This window comes from Klebsiella sp. C283, from assembly GCF_048822555.1.
In the GTDB taxonomy this organism is placed as follows: domain Bacteria; phylum Pseudomonadota; class Gammaproteobacteria; order Enterobacterales; family Enterobacteriaceae; genus Klebsiella; species Klebsiella quasipneumoniae.
On sequence record NZ_JBMEZS010000001.1, the window covers coordinates 49,779 to 69,675 of the forward strand.

Below are 19,897 nucleotides of genomic sequence, written 5' to 3' on the forward strand. Positions count from 1 at the left end.
GCGGGCGCGGGGAGGCCGTACCCTCCCCGCGCCGCGGTCAGGCCTCGCTGTCCACCAGCCCGTCAATAATCACCTGCCGCACCCCCTGCGAACAGGGCTCAATACGACCGCGCACGCCGTAGACGGCCGCCAGGGTCTCGGGGGTGATGACCGCGGCCGGGGTGCCGTCGCCGAGCAGCTGGCCCGCTTTGAGCATCAGCACGTGGTCGGCGTGACGCAGGGCAATATTGATATCGTGCACCACCACCAGGGTCACGATGTTGCGCCGTCGGGTCTCCCGGCGCACCAGATCCATCACGTGAAATTGATAGTTGAGATCAAGCGCGCTGAGCGGTTCGTCGAGCAGTAGCAGGCGCGGCTGGCGAATCAGCGACTGGGCGAGACCCACCAGCTGTTTTTGCCCGCCGGAGAGTTGATCGAGGTAGCTCATCGCCAGGTGGGCAATTCCCAGCTGGCGCAGCAGCGCCATCACCTCCTCCTGGTGCTGCGGACTGTGGCGTCCTCCGGCGGCGCGCTGGGCCACGATAATCGACTCCAGCACATGCAGATGCACGCCGGCGGGCAGCGTCTGCGGAAGATAAACCACCTGTTCCGCGCGACGTGCGAACGGCTGCGTCAGCAGATTTTCCCCCTCCAGCAGCAGCTCGCCGCGGCAGGGGCCCAGACCCGCCATCGCCCGCATTAACGTCGATTTACCGCTGCCGTTTGGCCCCAGCAGCGCGGTGATTTTCCCCCGCGGCAGATGGGGAACCGTCAGGTTCTCGATCACCTTGCGTCTGGGGTAGCCGGCGCTGAAGTGAGACAGCGATAGCCCGGATAACGTCTGGTCGCTCATACCTGCCCCCGGTGACGTAAAATAATGCTTAAAAAGAACGGGACCCCTACCAGGGAAGTGACGATCCCCACCGGAATAATGGCCCCCGGGATCAGGTTCTTCGAGGCGATGGAGGCCAGGGAGAGCACCAGGGCGCCGATCAGCGCGCTGGCGGGCAGGTAAAAGCGATGGTCTTCGCCGAAGAGCATCCGCGCAATATGCGGCGCCACCAGGCCGATAAAGCCGATTGGCCCGACAAAGGCCACCGAAAGCGCCGACAAAATGCTGATCCGCAGCAGTGTGGCCAGGCGCAGACGGCGAACGTTAATGCCAAAGCTGATGGCCCGGTCCTCGCCCAGCCGCAGGGCGGTCAGCTTCCACGCGCTGCGCAGCGACAGGGGCATCACCAGCGCCAGGGCGACCAGCAGGATGGCGACTTTGCTCCAGGAGGCGCGGTCGATGCTGCCCATGGTCCAGAACACCAGCCCCTGCAGCGTGTCTTCATTGGCGATAAACTGCAGCATCGAGACCAGGGCGTTAAAGGTAAAGACCAGCGCGATGCCGAACAGAATGACGCCGGAGGTGGCCACCTGGGTCCAGCGGGTAATGCCGTCCAGCAGCAGGGCCGCCAGCAGGGCGAAGATAAAGGCGTTGGCCGAGATAAACCACTGGCCGGGAATACCCGGCAGGCCAATGCCCAGTACAATCGCCAGCGCGGCGCCAAACGCCGCAGCCGAGGAGACGCCGAGGGTAAACGGACTGGCCAGCGGGTTATTGAGGATGGTCTGCATTTCGGCACCGGCCAGTCCCAGCGCCAGACCGACGATAATCGCCATCACCGCATAGGGCAGCCGGATGTCCCAGACGATGGCGCGAGTGCCCGGATCGGCGCTGGCCGGATCGGTTAACGTCTGCCACAGGCTCTGCAGCGGCAGTCCGGAGGGGCCGAGCATAAAATCGAGCAGCAGCGAAGCGACAATCAACAGCGCCAGCAGCAGCATCAGCAGCAGGCGGCGACGCACGATATGGCGATAATGATCCATCACGCCAGGCGTCCCGGCGGGCAGCCCGTCCAGAACGGAGTCGGAAGTTAAACGCATGCCGGATTACTCGCTCTGTTGCCAGGAAAAGACGAACGGCTGGTCCGGCAGGTCGGTGAAATGGCGCACGATATAATGATAAGTCTCATCCGGGTTGAGATCGCGGAAGGCCTGCGGATAGATATCTTTCGCCAGATATTCCATGCCGACAATATTCCACGGGTGGTTATAGAAGTGGTGATAGACGCCATACGCTCGCTTTTCCTGTACCGCCGGGATCTGGCTGACCCCTGGCCGCGCCAGCAGCGTCTGCGCCTGGGCCTTCACCGACTCCGGCTTGACTTCATAGCCCAGGGGCAGCACCTGGCTGTTGCCACGCTTCGAGCCGGTCATGATCCAGGCGTCGGGCTTCATGCTGATGATTTTCTCCAGCGAGACGAACCCGGAGGCGCCCGGCAGCAGCTGCGAACCGATATTGTTCGCCCCGACCGCCTCCACCAGCCCGCCCCAGCCGCTGTGGCCATGAGTAAAGCAGCAGGCGTCGCTGTTGCCGGCCAGCGCTTCCACGAAGACGTTGGCCTTCGGCGTGATGGCTGCGGTTTTCTGACGAATCGTCTGCAGCTGATGGCGATAGTAATCGGTAAAGGCTTTGGCCTGGCTCTCGCGGTTAAGCACTTTGCCCAGCAGGTCGATGCTGGGGGCGGTATCTTTCGCCGGGTCGATCTCATAGTCGACAAACAGCACCGGAACGTGCAGGGCGCTAAGCTTGTCAATGACCCCGCTCTCCATCAGCGCAGGCCTGGCGCGCAGCTGGGCGATCATCAGATCCGGCTGGCGGGCGATGACGCTTTCAAGATCGACATTCCCCTTGTCGCTGAAGCCCATGTCAAGGATCGTGGCCGACTGCGGCCACGTCGTTTTGAGCATCTGCCAGGTGGCAACGTCCTGCTTTTTCGCCAGATTATTCCATGCCACCAGCCGCTTAAACGGATTGTCCCGGTCCAGCAGGGCGAGGGTCATAATGTCGCGGCCATCCTGCAAAATAATACGCTGCGGCTCTTTAGCCAGGGTGACCTGCCGGCCGTCAAGGTCGGTAACCGTCAGAGGATATTGGGTCGCATAGCTGAAGAAGGGAGTCGCGATCAGCGCAGTAAGCAACAGCGATCTTACTGATTTTCTTGCCATAAAATGAGTTCCGTTTGCCAATTTATAAATATAATGATTCTGAGAATTATTCTCGAGTAAACCTCAACGGCAAGTATATCAAGGGCAAATTTCACGAAATGTAACAAACGTGTTGGAAATTATGTGAACGCCGACAGGGCGCGCGGCGGCAGCATTTTCTGCCATGATTGGAGGTCGAAAACGTTTTTCAGGCTAATTCCTAATGTCATCCCCGATTCGCTGTGCCATCCTGAATGCGACTCATAACATGACATGTGAGAGAGGATATTATGAAAAAAGCAATGATTGCGTTATCGGCTATTCTGGTTGCGGCTCCGGTTTTTGCTGCGACAACACATGCAACAGAGGATACCGTCGCGGCGGCCAATGCCAACGCCAACACCGCTAAAGAGAAGCTGCACCAGGCCCAGCACGAGGGCGAAGAGCAGCAGCTGAAGGCGAAACATGCGGCCGAAGGCAAACAGGATAGCGTCGGCAGCCAGGTGAGCGAAGGCGCGCAGAAGACCTGGAACAAGACCAAAGAAGGGACTGAGAAAGGTTGGGATAAGACCAAAGAGGTCAGCGAAAAAGGCTGGAACGCCACCAAATCCGGCGCAGAAAAGGGCTGGGATAAAACCAAATCCGGCGCTGAAGAGTTAAAAAATAAAGTGGCTGAGTAAGTCCTGATAGCAGTCTGAATAAAGGTCGCGAGAGCGGCCTTTTTTATTGCTCGTCCTCCCCCATAATGCCTTCCCCGACAGCAGAAACCCCAGGTGCCAGGAATCGTCCTGGTTAAGCGGATACTCACTCTTTCTTCACATTTTCCCGTTACAAAGAACTTCAATCAGGAGGTGTACGATGAAAAAGATGATTTCTCTGGCGGTAATGTTATCCACTGTGCTGAGCGTCCCGGCCTTTGCCGATGGCCCGAACGATGGCCATCGCCCGGGGCAGCCAACGGTGTGGCAGAACGGTCCGGATCATAATGGGCATGCGCCGCAGGGCGGACCTGACGCGCATCATCAGGGTGACCATGACCAGCCTGGCCCGGATCGTGACGGTCATAACAAACGCGATCAGGCACGTCATGAGCAGGACCATTTCGCCTGGCGCGGTAACGATTTCCGCAAAGGCCACCCGGCTCCGGCGCCGTTCCGTGGCGATGAGTATCGCGTCCGTGACTGGAGCGACCGCGGCCTGCCGCCCCCGCCGGAGGGCCATCACTGGTCCTATATCGACGGTAACTATGTGCTGATCGCCGCGGCGACCGGGATCATCACCTCGATTCTGGTGAGCGGCGCCCTCGGCCACTAAATGCGCGTTTCCCAACGCCGGGCAGGGAACACCTGACCCGGCGATGGAGCACCGCCGGGGCTACGGGTTCAGTTCGTCATCCGGCCAGTATTTATAGCCATTGACCATCGCCTGGGCGGCCAGCCCCTTGTCGGTGATTTCATAGACGTTCACTTTCGACGGCAGCGAGGAGGTGTCCTTCGCTACGCCGTTCGCGGAGGCGGCGATCGGCGCGATGCCTTTGTCATCATATTTCGCCGCGGCGTTCGCATCGGCGCCGACCATATATCCCTGGCGGATAAAGCGATCCAGGGCCGCTTTATCATGGAAGACCAGCACCGTGCGCTGCTGCTTGATCCCTATTCCCAGACCGGCGCCGCCCTGGGCCATTTTCATATAGGTGTCCTTCCCGGAGGCCGTATCCCGCACCACGCCGTAGCCGCTGCCAAATCCGAACAGCAGGATCTTGCTGCTGTTATTGGCGAATACCGCATAACCCTTCGCATGCTGAATATCGCTGCGGGCCTCGGGCTGCAGGGTGTACAGTTTATTGAGGGTTTCGTTGCGCATTTTCTGAATGCTGGCCCGCTGCTGGCTGGCGGTATCGCCCTGCGCGCTGCAGCCCGCCAGCGCGGTCATGGCGACGAGGAAAAGCGTCTGTAATTTCATAGAAATCTTTTTATTTAAATCTGAATATGGCCGGGGATGGTAGGGTAAATAATGGTTAATTCTCCATAAAATAAACGTTTATTTTTAAACTTCGCCGTTTTTAATGCTTATTACACTGTTGTGAACGCATTATTAAATAAGATGCCGCCATCGCCGGTATTAGAAATCCTGCTTGCATAAAGTTTTCACCACGATACCGTGTTAAGTCCTTACGATATTTCCCGGAGAGCGGCATGAGTGATTATGTAATTCCAGAAATTAAAGCGACGGAAGCGGAAATGATTTCTCTGCGTCATTATTTACATGCCAATCCGGAATTAAGTCTGGAAGAGTTTAATACCAGCGAACTGGTTGCCGGCAAGCTGACCGAGTGGGGCTACCAGGTGACGCGCGGCCTCGGCAAGACCGGGGTGGTCGGCAGCCTGAGCAAAGGCGACTCGCCGCGCACCATCGGTCTGCGCGCCGATATGGACGCTCTGCCGATTCATGAAACCACTGGTTTACCCTGGGCCAGCACGGTGTCGGGGAAAATGCACGCCTGCGGTCATGACGGTCATACCACCATTCTGCTGGCGGCGGCGAAATATATCGCCTCGCCGGCCTGTCAGTTCAACGGCACGGTGCATCTGATTTTTCAGCCGGCGGAAGAGGCTATCGGCGGCGCCGATTTAATGATTAAAGACGGCCTGTTCGAGCAGTTCCCCTGCGAACGCATTTTCGGTCTGCACAACATGCCGGGGCTGCCGGTGGGCAAGCTGGGCTTCTACGCCGGTAACTTTATGGCCTCGGCGGACACCGTCAAAATCACCCTTACCGGCTACGGCGGCCACGGCGCCCATCCGGAGCGCACCGTCGACCCGATCGTCGCCGGCGCGGCGCTGGTGATGGCTCTGCAGAGCATCGTGGCGCGCAACGTGCCGCCGGGCGAAACGGCGGTGGTCAGCGTCGGCACCTTCCAGGCCGGTATCGCCTCCAACGTTATTCCGGAGAGCGTGGTGATGGAGCTCAGCGTGCGGGCGATGAAGCCGGAAATCCGCGACCTGCTGATCAAACGTATTCACGAGCTCAGCGAATTTACCGCCAAAAGCTATGGCGCCAGCAGCGCAGTAGAGGTTTACGACTCCTACCCGGTATTAACCAACAGCCCCGAAGAGACTGATTTCGCCCGGGCGCTGGCGCTGGAGGTGTTTGGTCGCGAGGGGGTTCTGGAGTCGGTCTCGCCGATGAACGCCAGCGAGGACTTCGCCTTTATGCTGCGCGAACGTCCGGGCTGCTACTTCCTGCTGGGCAACGGCGAGCAGGGGGAGAAGGGCGGCTGCATGGTGCATAACCCCGGCTACGACTTCAACGATGACATTATCACCACCGGCGCGACGCTGTTCGCCCGCCTGGTGGAAAAGCACTGCCGTTAACCTCTGGAGAAGAACTGGAATGAAAAAATCACTGTTGCTATGGCTGGCGTTAATGGCGTCGACGTCGGCGCTGGCCGACGGGGGAAAGGCGATCCGCTTCGGCGTCGACCCGACCTTCGCGCCGTTTGAATGGAAGGATCCGCAGGGCAAGCTGGCGGGGTTTGATATCGATCTAGGCAACGCCATTTGCCAGCAGCTGCAGGCGAAATGCGTGTGGGTGGAAAGCAATTTCGACGGCATTATCCCGGCGCTGAAGGCGCGGAAATTCGACGCCATCCTTTCCGGGATGTACATGACCGAGAAGCGTAAAGCGCAGATTGCCTTTAGCGACAAGCTGTATAACGGGCCGGTGTTCCTCGTGGCGCGTAAAAATACCCTGCAAGGCAATACGCCGGCGCAGCTGAAAGGCAAAACCATCGGCGTCGAGCAGGGTTCGGCGCAGGAGACTTACGTCAATCAGCACTGGCGTCCGCAGGGGATCAACATTGTGGCCTACCAGGGGGCCGATAGCGTGGTGCGCGATCTGGAGGCCGGGCGCATCGACGGCGCGGTGCTTTCCGGGATGATGGCCGACTACAGCTTCCTGCAGCAGCCGCAGGGTAAGGCATTCACCTTTGTCGGCGGCCATCTGCAGGATGATACGCTGTTTGGCGCCGGGGCGGCGATCGGCTTGCGTAAAGACGATGAGGCGCTGCGTCAGGAAATAAACGGCGCGATTGCGAAGATCCTTGCCGACGGCACCTATAAAAAATTAGCCAGCAAATATTTTAGCTTTGATGTTTATTCCGGGACATAATGTCTGAGTGTACCCGCGGGCAAGGATCGCCCGCCGTAAGATTCCTTTTCTGATTATCCAATCGACCTCCTCTCCTGACCCCTGTGGTTATCTGAGGGAAGCAGAATAAAAGCTAAGGAGTACTCGGCATGATGACACGTCCCTTGGGCAAAACCGGATTTTCCATCGCCCCGTTAGTGTTTGGCGGTAACGTCTTTGGCTGGACCATTGATGAAAAAACCAGTTTTGCCCTTCTTGATGCTTTTGTTGACCATGGTTTTGACGCTATCGACACGGCGGATGTTTATTCCCGTTGGGCGGAGGGCAACCAGGGCGGCGAATCCGAAACCATAATCGGCCGCTGGCTGCAGGCGCGTCCCGGCATGCGCGATAAGGTCAAAATCTTCACCAAAGTCGGCTCCGATCTCGGCCTTCCTGGCCATAAGGGACTCAGCAAAGCCTGGATCCAGCAGGCGGTAGACGACTCCCTGCGCCGCCTTAATACCGACTACATCGACCTCTACTTTTCCCACTGGCCGGATCCGCAAACTCCGGTAGCGGAAACGCTGGAGGCTTTCCACAGCCTGCAGCAGGCGGGGAAAATTCGCGCGATGGGGGCCTCTAACCTCGATGCGATGCAGCTGGCGGGGGCGCTGGAGGTGGCGCGCAAGGGCGGCTTGCCTGCCTGGCAGGTGCTGCAGCCGGAATATAACCTTTACCACCGCTCCGCCTTTGAAGGCGCGCTGTGCGATCTCTGCGTCAGCCGTGATATCGGGGTGGTGACCTACTACAGCCTGGCCTCGGGGTTCTTAACCGGTAAGTACCGTCAGCCGTCGGATCTGGCGCAGAGTCAGCGCGGAGGAAAGATTGGTAAGTACCTGAATCCGCGCGGGATGCGGATTATCGATACCCTGGTGGCGGTTGCGGAGGAGCTGGGGGCGAAGCCAGCGGAAGTGGCCCTGGCGTGGCTGATCGGCCGCGAAGGGGTGACCGCGCCGATCGCCAGCGCCACCACCGTGGCCCAGGTGGAAAGTTTTGCCCGCGCGGCGGCGCTGAGCCTGAGCGCGGAGCAGGTGGCGCGGCTGGACAGCGCCAGCGCCTGAGTCACTCCCTCTTCCCGGCGGAATAACGGTACAAGCGTCAATTTCCTTGTGCATACTGCGCCTGGCAGGGCTATAACTTCTATGTTATTTCCGTACAGATTGCGCTCCCGGTTAATTTTCTGCGTTATGTCTCTTACGGCGCAGGGAGCGCACAGGGGGCGGCCAGTCGCCGCCGCCCCCTGTACCCCCGGGCTCCGGCCAGCAAAATCGCCACTGCGTGGTGCCTTCGACTTATCCCTGCAGGCTTCGGGTCGGGCCGAGGCAGCGTCCGTGCAAAACACGGCCCTCAGCCCGCATCCATGCGGGCTGCCCCGGCCTTCCGGGAACGTCTCAGCGATTTTGAGGCCGTCAGCACCGGCAGTTTCAGCAACAATGGTGAATAAATTAACGGCAGGTCGTACGAACGTAGGCCGGGTAAGGCGCAGCCGCCACCCGGCATAAAAGCGGCTCCGTGACTGCCGTCATCGCCCGGTGGCGCTGCGCTTACTGGGCCTACGAGGTATGAGCCTGTGAGAGGACCCCGCAGGCCGGGTAAGGCGCAGCCGCCACCCGGCATAAAAGCGGCTCCGTGCCCGCTATCATCGCCCGGTGGCGCTGCGCTTACCGGGCCTACGATGTGTCAGCCTGTGAGAGGACCCTCCAGGCCGGGTAAGGCGCAGCCGCCTCCCGGCATAATAACGGCACAACCGGAAATATCTTGTTCGCACTGCGCCTGGCAGGGCTACAACTTCTATGTCAATTCCGGGCAGATTGCGCTCCCGATATGTCTTCTGCGCTATGTCTCTTATGGCGCAGGGAGCGCACAGGGGGCGGCCAGTCGCCGCCGCCCCCTGTACCCCCGGGCTCCGGCCAGCAAAATCGCCGCTGCGCGGTTCCTTCGACTTATCCCTGCAGGCTTCGGGTCGGGCCGAGGCAGCGTCCGTGCAAAACACGGCCCTCAGCCCGCATCCATGCGGGCTGCCCCGGCCTTCCGGGAACGTCTCAGCGATTTTGAGGCCGCCAGCACCGGCAGTTTCAGCAACCATGGTGAATATATTAACGACAGGTCGCACGAACCCTCCAGGCCGGGTAAGGCGCCAGCCGCCACCCGGCATAAAAGCGGCTCCGTACCCGCTGTCATCGCCCGGTGGCGCTGTGCTTACCGGGCCTACGAGGTATGAGCCTGTGAGAGGACCCTCCAGGCCGGGTAAGGCGCAGCCGCCACCCGGCATAAAAGCGGCTCTGTGCCTGCTGTCATCGCCCGGAGGCGCTGTGCTTGCCGGGCCTACGATGTGTCAGCCTGTGAGAGGACCCCGTAGGCCGGGTAAGGCGCCAGCCGCCACCCGGCAATAGGACGGGCGTGGTGCCTGAAAGCGTGCCCGACGGCGCCCCTTTATTCCTGGTGGCGGGTGATGTTTAGGATCTTCGCGCTGGCGCCGACCGGGAAATTGCTGAGGGCGCCGAAGTCGCTGCCCTGATAGCCCATGATCTTGCCGTCGGTGCGCATTTGCTGAAGATCGATCAGGATCACCCCCAGCGTCGGAATGATTTTCTCGCGCCAGACAAACAGATAGAGATCCTCCGCCACCAGCACATAGTGGCAGCGGTCGACATCCGCCAGCCCCTTTTCCACGCCGTCCAGACACTGCCAGGCGTAAAAATTATCGTTGAGATAGATGTGCTCATAGCGCTCGGTCGGGCTGTAGGTGTACTGATTGCGCATGCCGACCAGCGCAGGAGTAAAGCCCGGCAGCGGCCCCGGCTGCGCATCCAGGCGGGCGAAGACAAAGCGCGCTTCTACCGCGGTCAGCGGCAGGCCTCGCTCCACCCGGCTGAAGGCGTCCAGCCGCGCGGCGGCTTCGTCCGGCAGCTGGCCATAGACCAGGGTAGCGTTGCGCTGCGTCAGGTTGCATACCGCGCTGATGCTGGCGTTATCCCGCTCCGGGTCAAGGAAGTCGATAAACAGAATATCCGGGCGCAGGGCGGTCGCCCGCCAGGGAGTGCGCGTGCCGTTCCAGCTTAGCGTCTGCTCATCTTCGATGATCAACTGCTGCGGCTCGCTCCCGGCGACATAAAAGGTAAAGCGCTCGTCTGCGGGCAGGCTGGCGGTGGCGAGTAAATTACCGTGTGGCGCAAAACCATCGGCCAGCGCGCCGACCTGGATAAATACGGCTTCTGAAGTCATAGGGGCTCCTGAACAGAGTAGGGCGTTAGGCAAACGCCAGAGTGGGAACATCGACGATACTGGCGCCGCCGTCGGCGACCAGCGTAGCGCCGCTGATGATGGCGGCCTGCGGCGAACAGAGAAACTGACAGACCTCGGCTATCTCCTCGGGGCTGGCGGGTCGGCGCAGCGGAACGTCGCGACAGACCCGCTGATACGCCTCAGTCAGCGACAACCCTTCCGCCTGCATCAGCGGGAGCATCTCTTCATCCGCCATCGGCGTGGTGACCCAGCCGGGGCAGACGGCGTTGGCTCGCACCCCCTGCGGGCCGTAATCGCGGGCGACGGAGCGCATCAGGCCGATTAAGGCGTGTTTGGCGGTGACGTAGCCGCAGGCCTGCGGACCGGCGGCCAGCGAGGCGATGGAGGCGACAAACAGCACGTTGCCGCGGCGGGCAATCAGCGAGGGCAGGCAGGCGCGAACGCTGGCGAAGGCGCTGGTGAGATTGCCGTCCAGCGCCTCGCGCCACTGGCGGTCGCTGGTATCGGCGGCGGGGCTGTTGCCCATCCCGCCGGCGCTGCAGATGAGGACATCAATACCGCCGGCCTGGTCGAGAATGGCCGGCAGTAGCCGCTGGCGCCACGCCTCGCCGTCGGCGGCATCGCCCATCAGCGCCGTAGCGCCGGTCTCATCGGCGACCGCCCGCAATGGCGCCTCGCGCCGTCCGGTAATAAACACCCGGTCGCCCGCGGCGCGCATCAGCCGCGCGCAGGCGGCGCCAATTCCGGTTCCGCCGCCGGTGATCACCACGACTCTCGCCATTCGCTCTCTCCTGTAATGGGGTTTCCGGTTACCTTAAAAAGCGCGCCAGCTCCCGGCTATCGCCCGGAAGAACGATAGCCGGGTCGGTTAATGGAGCTCGCTCACCGGGATCGCCTGCGGCGCCGGAACCGGCTTCATGGTGGCGGGGTCGACCGCCAGATAGCGTCCGGTCTTGCTGTCGATGCCGACGTAATCGATCATTTTGCCCTGCGCCCGGGTGACCATGGTGCGTCTGGCGAACGCCTCGTAGGCTTCGCTCATCGCTTTGACCCGATCGGGGTGTTGGGCCGCGACGTCATGAGTTTCCAGCGGATCGTCGTGCAGATTAAACAGCTGCCACGGCGCGTCGCCGGCGGTGAAGCCCCGCGGCACCAGCCGCCGCAGCTTCCATTCGCCATCGACCCACGCCGCCTGATGATGCAGCTCGACGCCGTAGTTCCCGCGCGGCGGCTGCTGCACTTCGCCGGTGAGATAGCGCTTAAAGCTGACGCCGATCATCGGCAGCACCGGCTTCTTCGCCAGCGATTTGTTCGGATCGATACCGGCGAATTCATACAGGGTCGGCGCCACGTCATACACCGCCATCGTCGAGGCGTCGATTTTACCGTGGCGGGTAATCCCGGGGGCGGCGATCATAAAGTCGGTGTTAATGCCGCCCTGAGCGCTGGTGGTTTTGTGATAGTTGGCGTAAGGGGCGTTGCTGACGTTGGCCCAGTGCGGACCGTAGGAGACAAACGAGCCTTTGCGGCCAACGTTGTCATAGCTGTTGTCAAACTGCTTCCAGAATTCCGGGGTGGATTCGTAGTAGAAGCCCTGCGCCGGGTTGGCGCCGTTGTCGGTTAAGAACACCAGCAGGGTGTTTTTATCGCGACCGGTTTGCTTCAGCGTTTCCATCAGGGTGCCGATCTGCGCGTCCATATTGGCGATCATCGCCGCGTAGACCTGCATCACTTTCGCGGTATATTTCTGCTGCTCCGGGGTCAGCGCGTCCCACTCTTTATCCAGCTCAAGGTGCGGGAGCGGGGTGTTGTCATGGATAATCCCCAGCGCTTTCAGGCGGGCGATACGCTGGCGATAGACCTCGGCGTAGCCCTGCTCATACTGGCCTTTGAAGCGCTTGATCCATTCGTCAGGCGCCTGCAGCGGGTCGTGCGGGGCGGTAAAGGCCAGCCAGGCGAAGACCGGTTGTTCCTGCGGCGTGTCTTTAATCCAGCTGTTCATCTGCCGGGCGTAGGCCTCGCTGGAGTAGAAATCGTCCGGCAGGGAGACGCGCTCGCCGTCGCGGGTGTAGTAGGTGTGAAACGCTTCAACGGTACCCAGCGGAATAGCGTCGTTAAAATGGCTGGTGCCGCCGCCCATAAAGGCGAAAGCGTGGTTAAAGCCGCGGTCCTTCGGCGTGGCGCCGGGAACAAAACCGAGGTGCCACTTGCCGGCCATCAGAGTGTTATACCCCGCGTCTTTAAAGCGCTCGGCCATGGTGGTGACGCGGTCGGTCAGCCGCAGCTCGTAGCCCTCCTTGCCAATAGTGCTGTCATACCACCACATGCCGCCCATCCCGGCCTGCTGGTTGCTGTTGCCGGTGAGCAGCATGGAGCGCGCCGGGGCCGACATCGGCGAGGTGTAATACTGGCTCATGCGCATCCCCTGCTCGGCCATCGCCTGCAGGTTGGGGGTGGGGATCTCGCCGCCGAAGGGGCTAATGTCCGAGTAGCCCATATCATCGGCGATAATGACGATGACGTTCGGACGCTCCTGCTGCGCGGCGTGCGCGCCGCCGGCGAGGATGACACTGACCGCCGCGGCCATGGCTGTTTTATTCACAACGGATTCTCCTGTTTCAAAGGGATAGCTTCAGAGCAACGGGCTACGCCGGATGCGCGGCCCCGACAAACGCGGCCCGCCAGGCTTGCAGCCCTTGAAGGTCGCGGGAAAAGGGGCGCACGGGCGCAAGAATTTCGCTAAAGAAGCGGTAGTAGCCGCCGCAGAGGCGGTTGTTGCCCGCGGCGTTGAGATGCGCCGGACAGCCGCCCTGGCAGACCATTTTGACCGCGCAGGTCTGGCATTCGCGGCGCAGGCTTTTCTGCTGACCGAAAGGCAGTTGCACCGAGGCGTCGACCGCGGCGGCGAGCGTCTGCTCATCGAGGCGGCCCAGCCGATGCTCGGCGTTGATCAGATGATCGCAGGCGTAGAGCTCTCCGTCGGGCTCCATCACCAGATTGCTGCCGCAGCGGGCGCTGTGCACGCAGCTGCCGCTGGTGTGGGTGAAGTACTGCGCCCACGCCTGCTCGATATTGATGACGAACACCCGCCCCTTGTCGCAGCGCTTCTGCCACTGCCGCCAGATGCCGACCATAAAACGCCCCCAGTTATCGGCGCTCAGCTGATAGCCCTCGCGCAGCGCTGCGCCTTCGCTCATCAGCGGCTGAAACTGCAGATAGCGCGCGCCGAGGCTGACCACCCGGTCATAAATCGCCGCCGCGTGCGCCGCCATCTCGTTATGCACCACCACCAGCAGGTTAAACTCCACCTGATGCTGGTGGAGAAGGTCGATGCCGCGCAGCGCCGCCGGCCAGGTGGCCCGGCCGCGTTTATCCGGACGATGCTGGTCCTGTAGCGCTTCGCTGCCTTCGAGGCTCAAGCCGATAATAAAGCGATGCTCGCGAAACAGCCGGCACCAGGCGTCGTTGATCAGCGTGCCGTTGGTCTGCAGGCTGTTGCTGATGGTGACGCCGTCGGGGGCATAACGCGCCTGCAGGGCGAGCGCTTTTTTGTAGAAGCTCAGGCCGGCCAGCAGCGGCTCGCCGCCCTGCCAGACAAAGTTGATTTCTCGCGCGCCGGCGGGCTGGGCGGCGATATAGCGGCGGATAAACTGCTCCAGCCGCGCCTCGTCCATCTTGTTGACCGGCGTTTCATCCTGTGGGTAATAGCAGTAGCGGCAGGCGAGATTGCAGGCGGGGCCAATCGGCTTCATCAGAATATGAAACGGCACCGGCGAGCGCGGCTCAGCGGCCAGCGGAATTTGCTGCTGGCGCAGGGCGGCGATATTCAGCATCGGCTTATCCTCGGTTAATGACCGGCGCTGTTGATATTATTTTGGCAACAGCGGGTCAGGCGTAATCACATGATTAAGCCGCGGCGAAAATTAATTGCATCCTGTTAGAGGTATAAGTGAAAAAAAACAGAAATCCATCGTTCTTAAGGATGAGAGAGACGCGTCCGGGATAGGGTTTTTTTATCACCTGGGGCCTGTCCGCCGGGTGTTAATCTTTTTTGTTTATGTTTTAACGCCGCTATCGTAAAGCATGGCGGGTGTGTTTTTTAAATGCTTTATATAACAATGGATTGCTGAAAATTTTGTAACGGCTATCACACTGTTAATATGTTAATGATTGTGTTACTTAAATGTGAAATGTATGCTTCAATAATCGGTAGTCATTCATGTTTCATGTACCAGCACCTCGACGGGGAGGCCCTATCATGTCTGCTTTGTTAAAAGCCAGCCGTAATGATGCGATAATAGCCCGTTGTTTACAGACTATTTCCCAGTTAATTCCACTGTCTTCGGCGGTATTTTATCGAGTAAATAATCGGTTAAAACCCGAAAACTATATATTGCATAATATTTCTGATAATACGCACCAACAATATCTGGAAAACTTCCAGCCGCTGGATCCGTTGCTGCCGTCGCGCTTTAGCCACCAGAACACCACCATGGCGGCGATGACGCCGCGGCTCTGCGACCGCAACCGGCATTATTATCATGAATTTATGTTGCCGAATAATGTGCGCGACATGACCGAGATCTTTATTCGCCGCGAGCGGCGGATCGTCGCCGGTATCTCGCTGATGCGCGACGTGCCTTTCTCCAGCGAAGAGCGTCATCGGGCCCAGGCGGTGCTGCCGCTGGTGGAGCTGGCGATCCGCGACTGCCTGCAGGACGAAGATGACCTGCCCGCCATCCTGACGGCCAAAGAGCGGGAAATCGTCGGCATGGTGCGCGAAGGGGCCAGCAATAAGCTGATTGCCCGCCGGCTGGATATCTCGCTCTCGACGGTGAAAACGCACCTGCGCAATATTTTCGCTAAGACCGAAGTGGTCAATCGTACTGAACTCGTTTCCCGAACCTGGATGCCGGCCGCTCAGCGTACGCTGCATCTGTGATCTGACTATCGCATCCCGCGCGCGCCGTGGCAGCACGGCGTTTTCCTGATGCCTGTGGGTATCACTCCCTGGAGACCCCTCCGGGGGGAGGCTTTTTTGACCGGAGCACGCCCTACGATGTCGAGTACCCCTCTCACTGAACATGCGCTTTCCCGGCCCGCCGGGCTGGTCGTGTCCCTGCGTTTGCTGGCGGCGATTGTGATTTTCGCCGCTATTGCGCCTGGTATTCTGATGACCGCGCCGGCGGTGGCGGCGCAGCTGGCCAGCGAATGGCAGCTAAAACCCGGCCAGATCGGCTGGTTGTTCTCGGCGGAACTGGGGGCGATGAGCCTGGCGACGCTGCCGGCGTGGTGGTGGATGAGTCGCCTCGACTGGCGGCGGGTCGCCCTGACGGCCGGGGTCGTGTTTCTGACAGCCAATCTCGCCTCGGCGGCGGTGACCCAGTATGAGACGCTGCTGGCGGTGCGCTTTCTCGCCTCGCTGGCGGGCGGCACGCTGATGATTCTGTGCATCAGCTGCGCGGCGGGAACCTCGAACCCGTCGCGAGTCTACGCCTTCTGGGTGCTTGGGCAACTGCTGCTGGGGATGCTTGGCCTGCTGGTGCTGCCCGGGCTGTTTGCCAGCTTTGGCCTCAAGGTGGTCTATCTGATCCTCGCCGCCATTATGCTCTGCTGCCTGCCGCTGGTGTCGGCTTTCCCGCCGCGCTTTCAACCGTTGTCCGTCTCACGCCAGCAGCCGCCGACGGCGCTGTGGCGTCAGGCGCTGGCGGTCCTCGCGGTGCTGACCTTCTATATCAGCCTTAGCGCGGTGTGGACTTTTATCGGCACCCTCGGCGCGGCGGCGGGCCTGAGCCCGACGCAGGTCGGCCTGGTGCTGGCGGCGGCGACGGTGTGCGGCATTATCGGCGCGGGGGGCGCGGCCCTGCGCGGCACCCGGCGGGCCGATCGTTTGCCGGTGTGGCTGGGCTACGGCCTGCTGATCCTCAGCGTCGGGCTGCTGATCGGCCAGCCGCTGCTGGCGCGCTACGCCATCGCGGCGCTGCTGTTTAAGTTCACCTGGACCTTCGTGCTGCCCTTTATTCTCGCCCGCGTCGCCGGGCTCGATAACAACGGCCGGCTGATGAACAGCATTAATCTGGTGATCGGCGGCGGCATGGCGGCCGGTCCGGCATTAGCCGGGGCTTTACTGCAGCATTTTGCCAGCGCCGATCCGCTGCTGCTGGCGGCAGGGGGCTGCGCGCTGCTGTCACTGATTTTGATTGCGGCGGCGTCGGCCGCCGGCAAAGGCTTAGCCAACGGGAGGATAGAGTGAAAAGAAAAACCGGTTTCTTCTTTGATGAACGTTGTTTCTGGCACAGTACCGGTCTGCACGCGGTGACGCTGCCGGTGGGCGGGTGGGTGCAACCGCCCGCCGGCGGCGGTCATGCCGAATCACCGGAGACCAAACGGCGGATGAAAAACCTGATGGACGTCTCCGGGCTGACGCCGCAGCTGGCGCTGCGCAGCGCGGCGCCGGCAAGCCTTGCGGACCTGCGGCGGATCCATCCCGACAGCTATCTTGAGCGCTTCAAGGCGATAAGCGATAACGGCGGCGGCATGCTGGGCAAAGAGGCGCCGTTGGGGCCGGGCAGTTATGAAATCGCCTGTCTCTCCGCCGGCCTGGCCTGCGCGGCGGTGGAAGCGGTGCTGAAGGGCGAGCTGGATAATGCCTATTCGCTGTCGCGACCGCCTGGACACCACTGCCTGCCGGACCAGTCGATGGGCTTCTGTTTCCTCGCCAATATTCCGATTGCCGTCGAGCGGGCGAAAGCGCTGCTGGGGCTCGGCAAGGTGGCGATCATTGACTGGGACGTTCATCACGGCAACGGCACCCAGCATATCTACCTGCAGCGCGACGACGTGCTGACTATCTCCTTGCATCAGGACGGTTGCTTCCCACCCGGTTATGCCGGTGAGGACGATCGCGGCGCGGGCGCGGGCGAAGGTTACAACATCAATATTCCGCTGCTGGCCGGGGCGGGGGACGACAGCTGGCGCTATGCGCTGGAAACCATCGTTATTCCGGCGCTGGCGCGCTTTGAGCCGGAGCTGATTATTATCGCCTGCGGCTATGATGCCAACGCCATGGACCCGCTGGCGCGGATGCAGCTGCACAGCGACAGCTTCCGGGCGATGACCGGGCTGGTGCAGCAGGCGGCGGATCGTCTGTGCGGCGGGAAACTGGTGATGGTGCACGAGGGCGGCTACGCCGAATCCTACGTGCCGTTCTGCGGCCTGGCGGTGATGGAGGCCCTGAGCGGCATTCGCACCGCGGTCCAGGATCCGCTGCTGGAATTTATTCAGCAGCAGCAGCCGCGGGCGGAGTTTGCGCAGTTCCAGAGGCAGGCCATCGATCGGCTGGCGCAACGGTTTGGCCTGCAGTAAACCGGCTCAGCTTCCCCGCTGTGATGGCGGGGAAGAAAATGCTTTCTCATCTACGATTTCACCGCGCATCCACTGACTGACTGCCTGATTGATCATCGCCAGCACGCTGAGCAGCAGCATCCGCTGCTGCGCTTCCAGCCGCAGATAACGGCGCAGCGGCGGCATTTTACAGACCACTTCGCTGGCGGCCCAGGGTTCAATACTGCAGCGCCAGCCGTTACCGTCAAAGGTCAACGAAAAGCGGCGGTAGTCCAGTTCGCTTAGGGTCTGCTGGAGATTAGGAAACCCGTTGAGATAGCCGGCGAGTTCCTCGCTGCCTTTGCCGCCGATAAAGCGGATCGGCTGGCGTTTCCACCAGCCGGATTGATGGGCGCGAATGTGACCGCGCACGGGCCGGGTGACCGGCCCTGCGACGACAAATTCGCAGCTGTGAATGCTGGCCATAAACAGCCGCTTCTGACGCACGCTGAAGGTGACGGCGGTGGCGTCGTTCAATCGCAGCAGCGCGCTGCGCTCGCTCAGCTTTTCGCAGGGCCAGCCGGCCAGATCGCGCTGCACCGCGTTCATTAACGGCGTCTCAAACCAGGGGACGGAGGACATCTGGCGTCATCTCCCCGCGGGTCTGTTTTTCGTAGTTGCTGATGGCGCGGTCGACCACCTCTTCCACCACCAGCGGCTTGAACGGATTGACGCGCTGTACGCACACCGTCCAGAACAGGGCGTAGGCGGCGGTCAGGCCGAGCATAATGCCGAACGGCACCAGCACCTGGCGGCTGTCCATCCCCGGCGGGGTGATATTGACGATAGCGATGATAATTCCGACGCTGGAGATAATCTGCGGCAGCGGGAACCACGGCGAGCGGTAGGCGCGCGGCAGGTCCGGGCGGCGAATGCGCAGCATCACCACCGACAGAGTAACCAGCAGATAGGCGACGCCCCAGGCGCAGACCGCGGCGAGGATCAGCGGCACGATGCGGTCCAGATCGCCGTTCAGATACCAGGCGTGCAGGCAGGGGATCGCCACCCCGATGGCGATGGCGATCACCGGCGTTTTAAAGCGCGGATGCAGCCAGGTCAGGAAGCGGGGCAGCGCGCCGTCCAGCGCCATACCGTAAATAATGCGCGGTACCGCGGCCATCAGCGTATTGATGGTGGCGCAGCCCGCCAGCAGCAGCCCGACCCCCAGCCAGTACTGGCCGGCGTGGCCCATCACCCGCTCGGCGAAGGCCGGGATCGCCATCGGCGTATCCAGCAGATGGACGTTGTTGGCCGCGTCGAGCACGGTGTTCTCCACCTGGCGGTTGATCGCCGCCCCGTAGATAAACATGCAGCTGGCGACCCCCAGCAGGCCCAGCGCCATCGCCCGCGGAATGGTACGGTGAGCCTGTTTGATCTCCGGCGCCATCGGCGTCACCAGTTCGCAACCGACGAACATAAACATCGCCATGCCGATATAGCCGAACAGGCCATGGATATCGCTGACGTTCAGCGGCGTGCCGAACCAGCCGGAAAGGTGGGTGACCGGCGCCATAAAAATGCCGCACAGGCCGAAAATGGTCAGCGTGGTCCACATGCCGAAGGTCAGAACCACTTCGACCTTGCCGAAGATTTCCACGCCGATGGCGTTCAGCAGGCCGAAAACCACCACCATGCCGACGCCCACCATCCAGGTGTTCTGGTGAGCGGCCATCTGGGCGTTGATCGATTCGAAGTTCACCAGCGCCATAATGCCGGCCAGGATCGTCTCCGCCGTCCCGGCGAAAATATGCACGATCAGATAGGCGCACAGCGCGCCGGTAATGGCGAAGAAGCGTCCCATGCCGCAGGAGATATAGTCGTACACCGAACCGGTGGTAGGAATGAGCGTCGCCGCCTCGGCAAAGGTGGTGACCTGCGCCTGCATCATAATAAAGGCCAGCAGCACCGCCAGCGCGAAGGTATCACCGCCCATGCCGAAGCCGCTGGTGACCGTCAGGATCACCGGGCTGGCCATAATCAGCCCGACGGAGCTGGCGAGAGTGGTCGGGAAGCCGACGACCCCGCGCTCAAGATGGCTGGCAAGTCTGTTACTAAACAT

18 protein-coding genes are annotated in these 19,897 nt (G+C 61.2%); 8 read left to right on the top strand and 10 right to left on the bottom strand.

The annotated features are described in order from the left end of the window. Positions 1–37: 37 nt before the first annotated feature. The 3 genes from ACOI7Z_RS00245 to ACOI7Z_RS00255 are packed head-to-tail and all read right to left on the bottom strand — an operon-like array spanning position 38 to position 3,039. Positions 38–835: an ABC transporter ATP-binding protein gene (locus tag ACOI7Z_RS00245; protein WP_023288697.1), complete on the bottom strand. Its 798-nt coding sequence runs from the start codon at positions 833–835 to the stop codon at positions 38–40. Continuing rightward, entirely contained in the window at positions 832–1,860 is a 1,029-nt protein-coding gene (locus ACOI7Z_RS00250) for a FecCD family ABC transporter permease (protein ID WP_072096506.1), read from the bottom strand. Before ACOI7Z_RS00250 ends, ACOI7Z_RS00245 begins: the two co-directional genes overlap by 4 nt. A 60-nt stretch (positions 1,861–1,920) precedes the next feature. Further along, positions 1,921–3,039, bottom strand: coding sequence for an ABC transporter substrate-binding protein (locus ACOI7Z_RS00255; protein ID WP_087849800.1), 1,119 nt, complete (start codon positions 3,037–3,039; stop codon positions 1,921–1,923). Positions 3,040–3,308: 269 nt separating this feature from the next. On the opposite strand from ACOI7Z_RS00255, the gene ACOI7Z_RS00260 reads away from it, so the two are divergent. Both ACOI7Z_RS00260 and ACOI7Z_RS00265 read left to right on the top strand, forming a co-directional pair. Further along, positions 3,309–3,698, top strand: coding sequence for a hypothetical protein (locus ACOI7Z_RS00260; protein ID WP_087849798.1), 390 nt, complete (start codon positions 3,309–3,311; stop codon positions 3,696–3,698). Positions 3,699–3,876: 178 nt separating this feature from the next. Next, entirely contained in the window at positions 3,877–4,332 is a 456-nt protein-coding gene (locus ACOI7Z_RS00265; RefSeq protein ID WP_087849797.1) for an RcnB family protein, read from the top strand. A 60-nt stretch (positions 4,333–4,392) separates the two neighbouring features. Here ACOI7Z_RS00265 and ACOI7Z_RS00270 read toward each other — a convergent pair whose 3' ends face one another. Beyond that, the gene (locus ACOI7Z_RS00270) at positions 4,393–4,980 is read right to left on the bottom strand and encodes a YSC84-related protein (protein WP_048296942.1); all 588 of its coding nucleotides are present in this window, start codon (positions 4,978–4,980) and stop codon (positions 4,393–4,395) included. A gap of 233 nt (positions 4,981–5,213) precedes the next feature. Here ACOI7Z_RS00270 and ACOI7Z_RS00275 point away from each other — a divergent pair, with 233 nt between their 5' ends. From ACOI7Z_RS00275 to ACOI7Z_RS00285, 3 genes are all read left to right on the top strand, one after another. Then, a complete protein-coding gene (locus ACOI7Z_RS00275) occupies positions 5,214–6,392 on the top strand; it encodes a M20 aminoacylase family protein (RefSeq protein ID WP_023288703.1) in 1,179 nt (392 codons plus the stop codon). Positions 6,393–6,411: 19 nt separating this feature from the next. After that, positions 6,412–7,188 (top strand): lysine/arginine/ornithine ABC transporter substrate-binding protein, encoded by a 777-nt coding sequence (locus ACOI7Z_RS00280; RefSeq protein WP_087849796.1) that lies wholly within the window; start codon positions 6,412–6,414, stop codon positions 7,186–7,188. 128 nt (positions 7,189–7,316) lie between these two features. Next, positions 7,317–8,270, top strand: a complete 954-nt coding sequence (locus tag ACOI7Z_RS00285; protein ID WP_087849795.1) for an aldo/keto reductase — start codon at positions 7,317–7,319, stop codon at positions 8,268–8,270. Positions 8,271–9,642: 1,372 nt separating this feature from the next. Here the strand turns inward: ACOI7Z_RS00285 and ACOI7Z_RS00290 are convergent. The 4 genes from ACOI7Z_RS00290 to ACOI7Z_RS00305 form a co-directional block, all read right to left on the bottom strand. After that, positions 9,643–10,434, bottom strand: coding sequence for a MoaF C-terminal domain-containing protein (locus tag ACOI7Z_RS00290; RefSeq protein ID WP_087849368.1), 792 nt, complete (start codon positions 10,432–10,434; stop codon positions 9,643–9,645). 25 nt (positions 10,435–10,459) lie between these two features. Next, complete coding sequence (locus ACOI7Z_RS00295; RefSeq protein WP_049013140.1) at positions 10,460–11,236, bottom strand: SDR family NAD(P)-dependent oxidoreductase; 777 nt, start codon at positions 11,234–11,236, stop codon at positions 10,460–10,462. Positions 11,237–11,323: 87 nt separating this feature from the next. Next, positions 11,324–13,057, bottom strand: coding sequence for an arylsulfatase (locus ACOI7Z_RS00300; protein WP_087849367.1), 1,734 nt, complete (start codon positions 13,055–13,057; stop codon positions 11,324–11,326). Positions 13,058–13,100: 43 nt separating this feature from the next. Then, entirely contained in the window at positions 13,101–14,288 is a 1,188-nt protein-coding gene (locus ACOI7Z_RS00305) for an anaerobic sulfatase maturase (protein WP_060589575.1), read from the bottom strand. 425 nt (positions 14,289–14,713) lie between these two features. Between ACOI7Z_RS00305 and ACOI7Z_RS00310 the strand changes: the two genes are divergently transcribed. The 3 genes from ACOI7Z_RS00310 to ACOI7Z_RS00320 all read left to right on the top strand — a co-directional run bounded on the left by ACOI7Z_RS00310 (position 14,714) and on the right by ACOI7Z_RS00320 (position 17,820). Then, on the top strand, positions 14,714–15,397 hold the full coding sequence (locus tag ACOI7Z_RS00310; RefSeq protein WP_032454931.1) for a helix-turn-helix transcriptional regulator: 684 nt from the start codon (positions 14,714–14,716) through the stop codon (positions 15,395–15,397). 117 nt (positions 15,398–15,514) lie between these two features. Continuing rightward, entirely contained in the window at positions 15,515–16,708 is a 1,194-nt protein-coding gene (locus ACOI7Z_RS00315) for an MFS transporter (protein ID WP_023288711.1), read from the top strand. After that, on the top strand, positions 16,705–17,820 hold the full coding sequence (locus ACOI7Z_RS00320; protein WP_023288712.1) for a class II histone deacetylase: 1,116 nt from the start codon (positions 16,705–16,707) through the stop codon (positions 17,818–17,820). The genes ACOI7Z_RS00315 and ACOI7Z_RS00320 overlap by 4 nt, the downstream gene beginning before the upstream one ends. A gap of 6 nt (positions 17,821–17,826) precedes the next feature. Here ACOI7Z_RS00320 and ACOI7Z_RS00325 read toward each other — a convergent pair whose 3' ends face one another. Continuing rightward, a complete protein-coding gene (locus ACOI7Z_RS00325) occupies positions 17,827–18,420 on the bottom strand; it encodes a DUF3156 family protein (protein WP_087824407.1) in 594 nt (197 codons plus the stop codon). Further along, the gene (locus tag ACOI7Z_RS00330) at positions 18,398–19,897 is read right to left on the bottom strand and encodes an APC family permease (protein WP_032454960.1); all 1,500 of its coding nucleotides are present in this window, start codon (positions 19,895–19,897) and stop codon (positions 18,398–18,400) included. Before ACOI7Z_RS00330 ends, ACOI7Z_RS00325 begins: the two co-directional genes overlap by 23 nt.

Excerpts from the sequence above, each read along its gene's own strand:
- ACOI7Z_RS00285 (WP_087849795.1), top strand. The coding sequence starts at position 7,317 with ATGATGACACGTCCCTTGGGCAAAACCGGATTTTCCATCGCCCCGTTA.
- ACOI7Z_RS00295 (WP_049013140.1), bottom strand. The coding sequence starts at position 11,236 with ATGGCGAGAGTCGTGGTGATCACCGGCGGCGGAACCGGAATTGGCGCC.
- ACOI7Z_RS00255 (WP_087849800.1), bottom strand. The coding sequence starts at position 3,039 with ATGGCAAGAAAATCAGTAAGATCGCTGTTGCTTACTGCGCTGATCGCG.
- ACOI7Z_RS00310 (WP_032454931.1), top strand. The coding sequence starts at position 14,714 with ATGTCTGCTTTGTTAAAAGCCAGCCGTAATGATGCGATAATAGCCCGT.
- ACOI7Z_RS00270 (WP_048296942.1), bottom strand. The coding sequence starts at position 4,980 with ATGAAATTACAGACGCTTTTCCTCGTCGCCATGACCGCGCTGGCGGGC.
- ACOI7Z_RS00280 (WP_087849796.1), top strand. The coding sequence starts at position 6,412 with ATGAAAAAATCACTGTTGCTATGGCTGGCGTTAATGGCGTCGACGTCG.
- ACOI7Z_RS00265 (WP_087849797.1), top strand. The coding sequence starts at position 3,877 with ATGAAAAAGATGATTTCTCTGGCGGTAATGTTATCCACTGTGCTGAGC.
- ACOI7Z_RS00245 (WP_023288697.1), bottom strand. The coding sequence starts at position 835 with ATGAGCGACCAGACGTTATCCGGGCTATCGCTGTCTCACTTCAGCGCC.
- ACOI7Z_RS00305 (WP_060589575.1), bottom strand. The coding sequence starts at position 14,288 with ATGCTGAATATCGCCGCCCTGCGCCAGCAGCAAATTCCGCTGGCCGCT.
- ACOI7Z_RS00330 (WP_032454960.1), bottom strand. The coding sequence starts at position 19,897 with ATGTTTAGTAACAGACTTGCCAGCCATCTTGAGCGCGGGGTCGTCGGC.
- ACOI7Z_RS00315 (WP_023288711.1), top strand. The coding sequence starts at position 15,515 with ATGTCGAGTACCCCTCTCACTGAACATGCGCTTTCCCGGCCCGCCGGG.
- ACOI7Z_RS00260 (WP_087849798.1), top strand. The coding sequence starts at position 3,309 with ATGAAAAAAGCAATGATTGCGTTATCGGCTATTCTGGTTGCGGCTCCG.
- ACOI7Z_RS00325 (WP_087824407.1), bottom strand. The coding sequence starts at position 18,420 with ATGTCCTCCGTCCCCTGGTTTGAGACGCCGTTAATGAACGCGGTGCAG.
- ACOI7Z_RS00275 (WP_023288703.1), top strand. The coding sequence starts at position 5,214 with ATGAGTGATTATGTAATTCCAGAAATTAAAGCGACGGAAGCGGAAATG.
- ACOI7Z_RS00290 (WP_087849368.1), bottom strand. The coding sequence starts at position 10,434 with ATGACTTCAGAAGCCGTATTTATCCAGGTCGGCGCGCTGGCCGATGGT.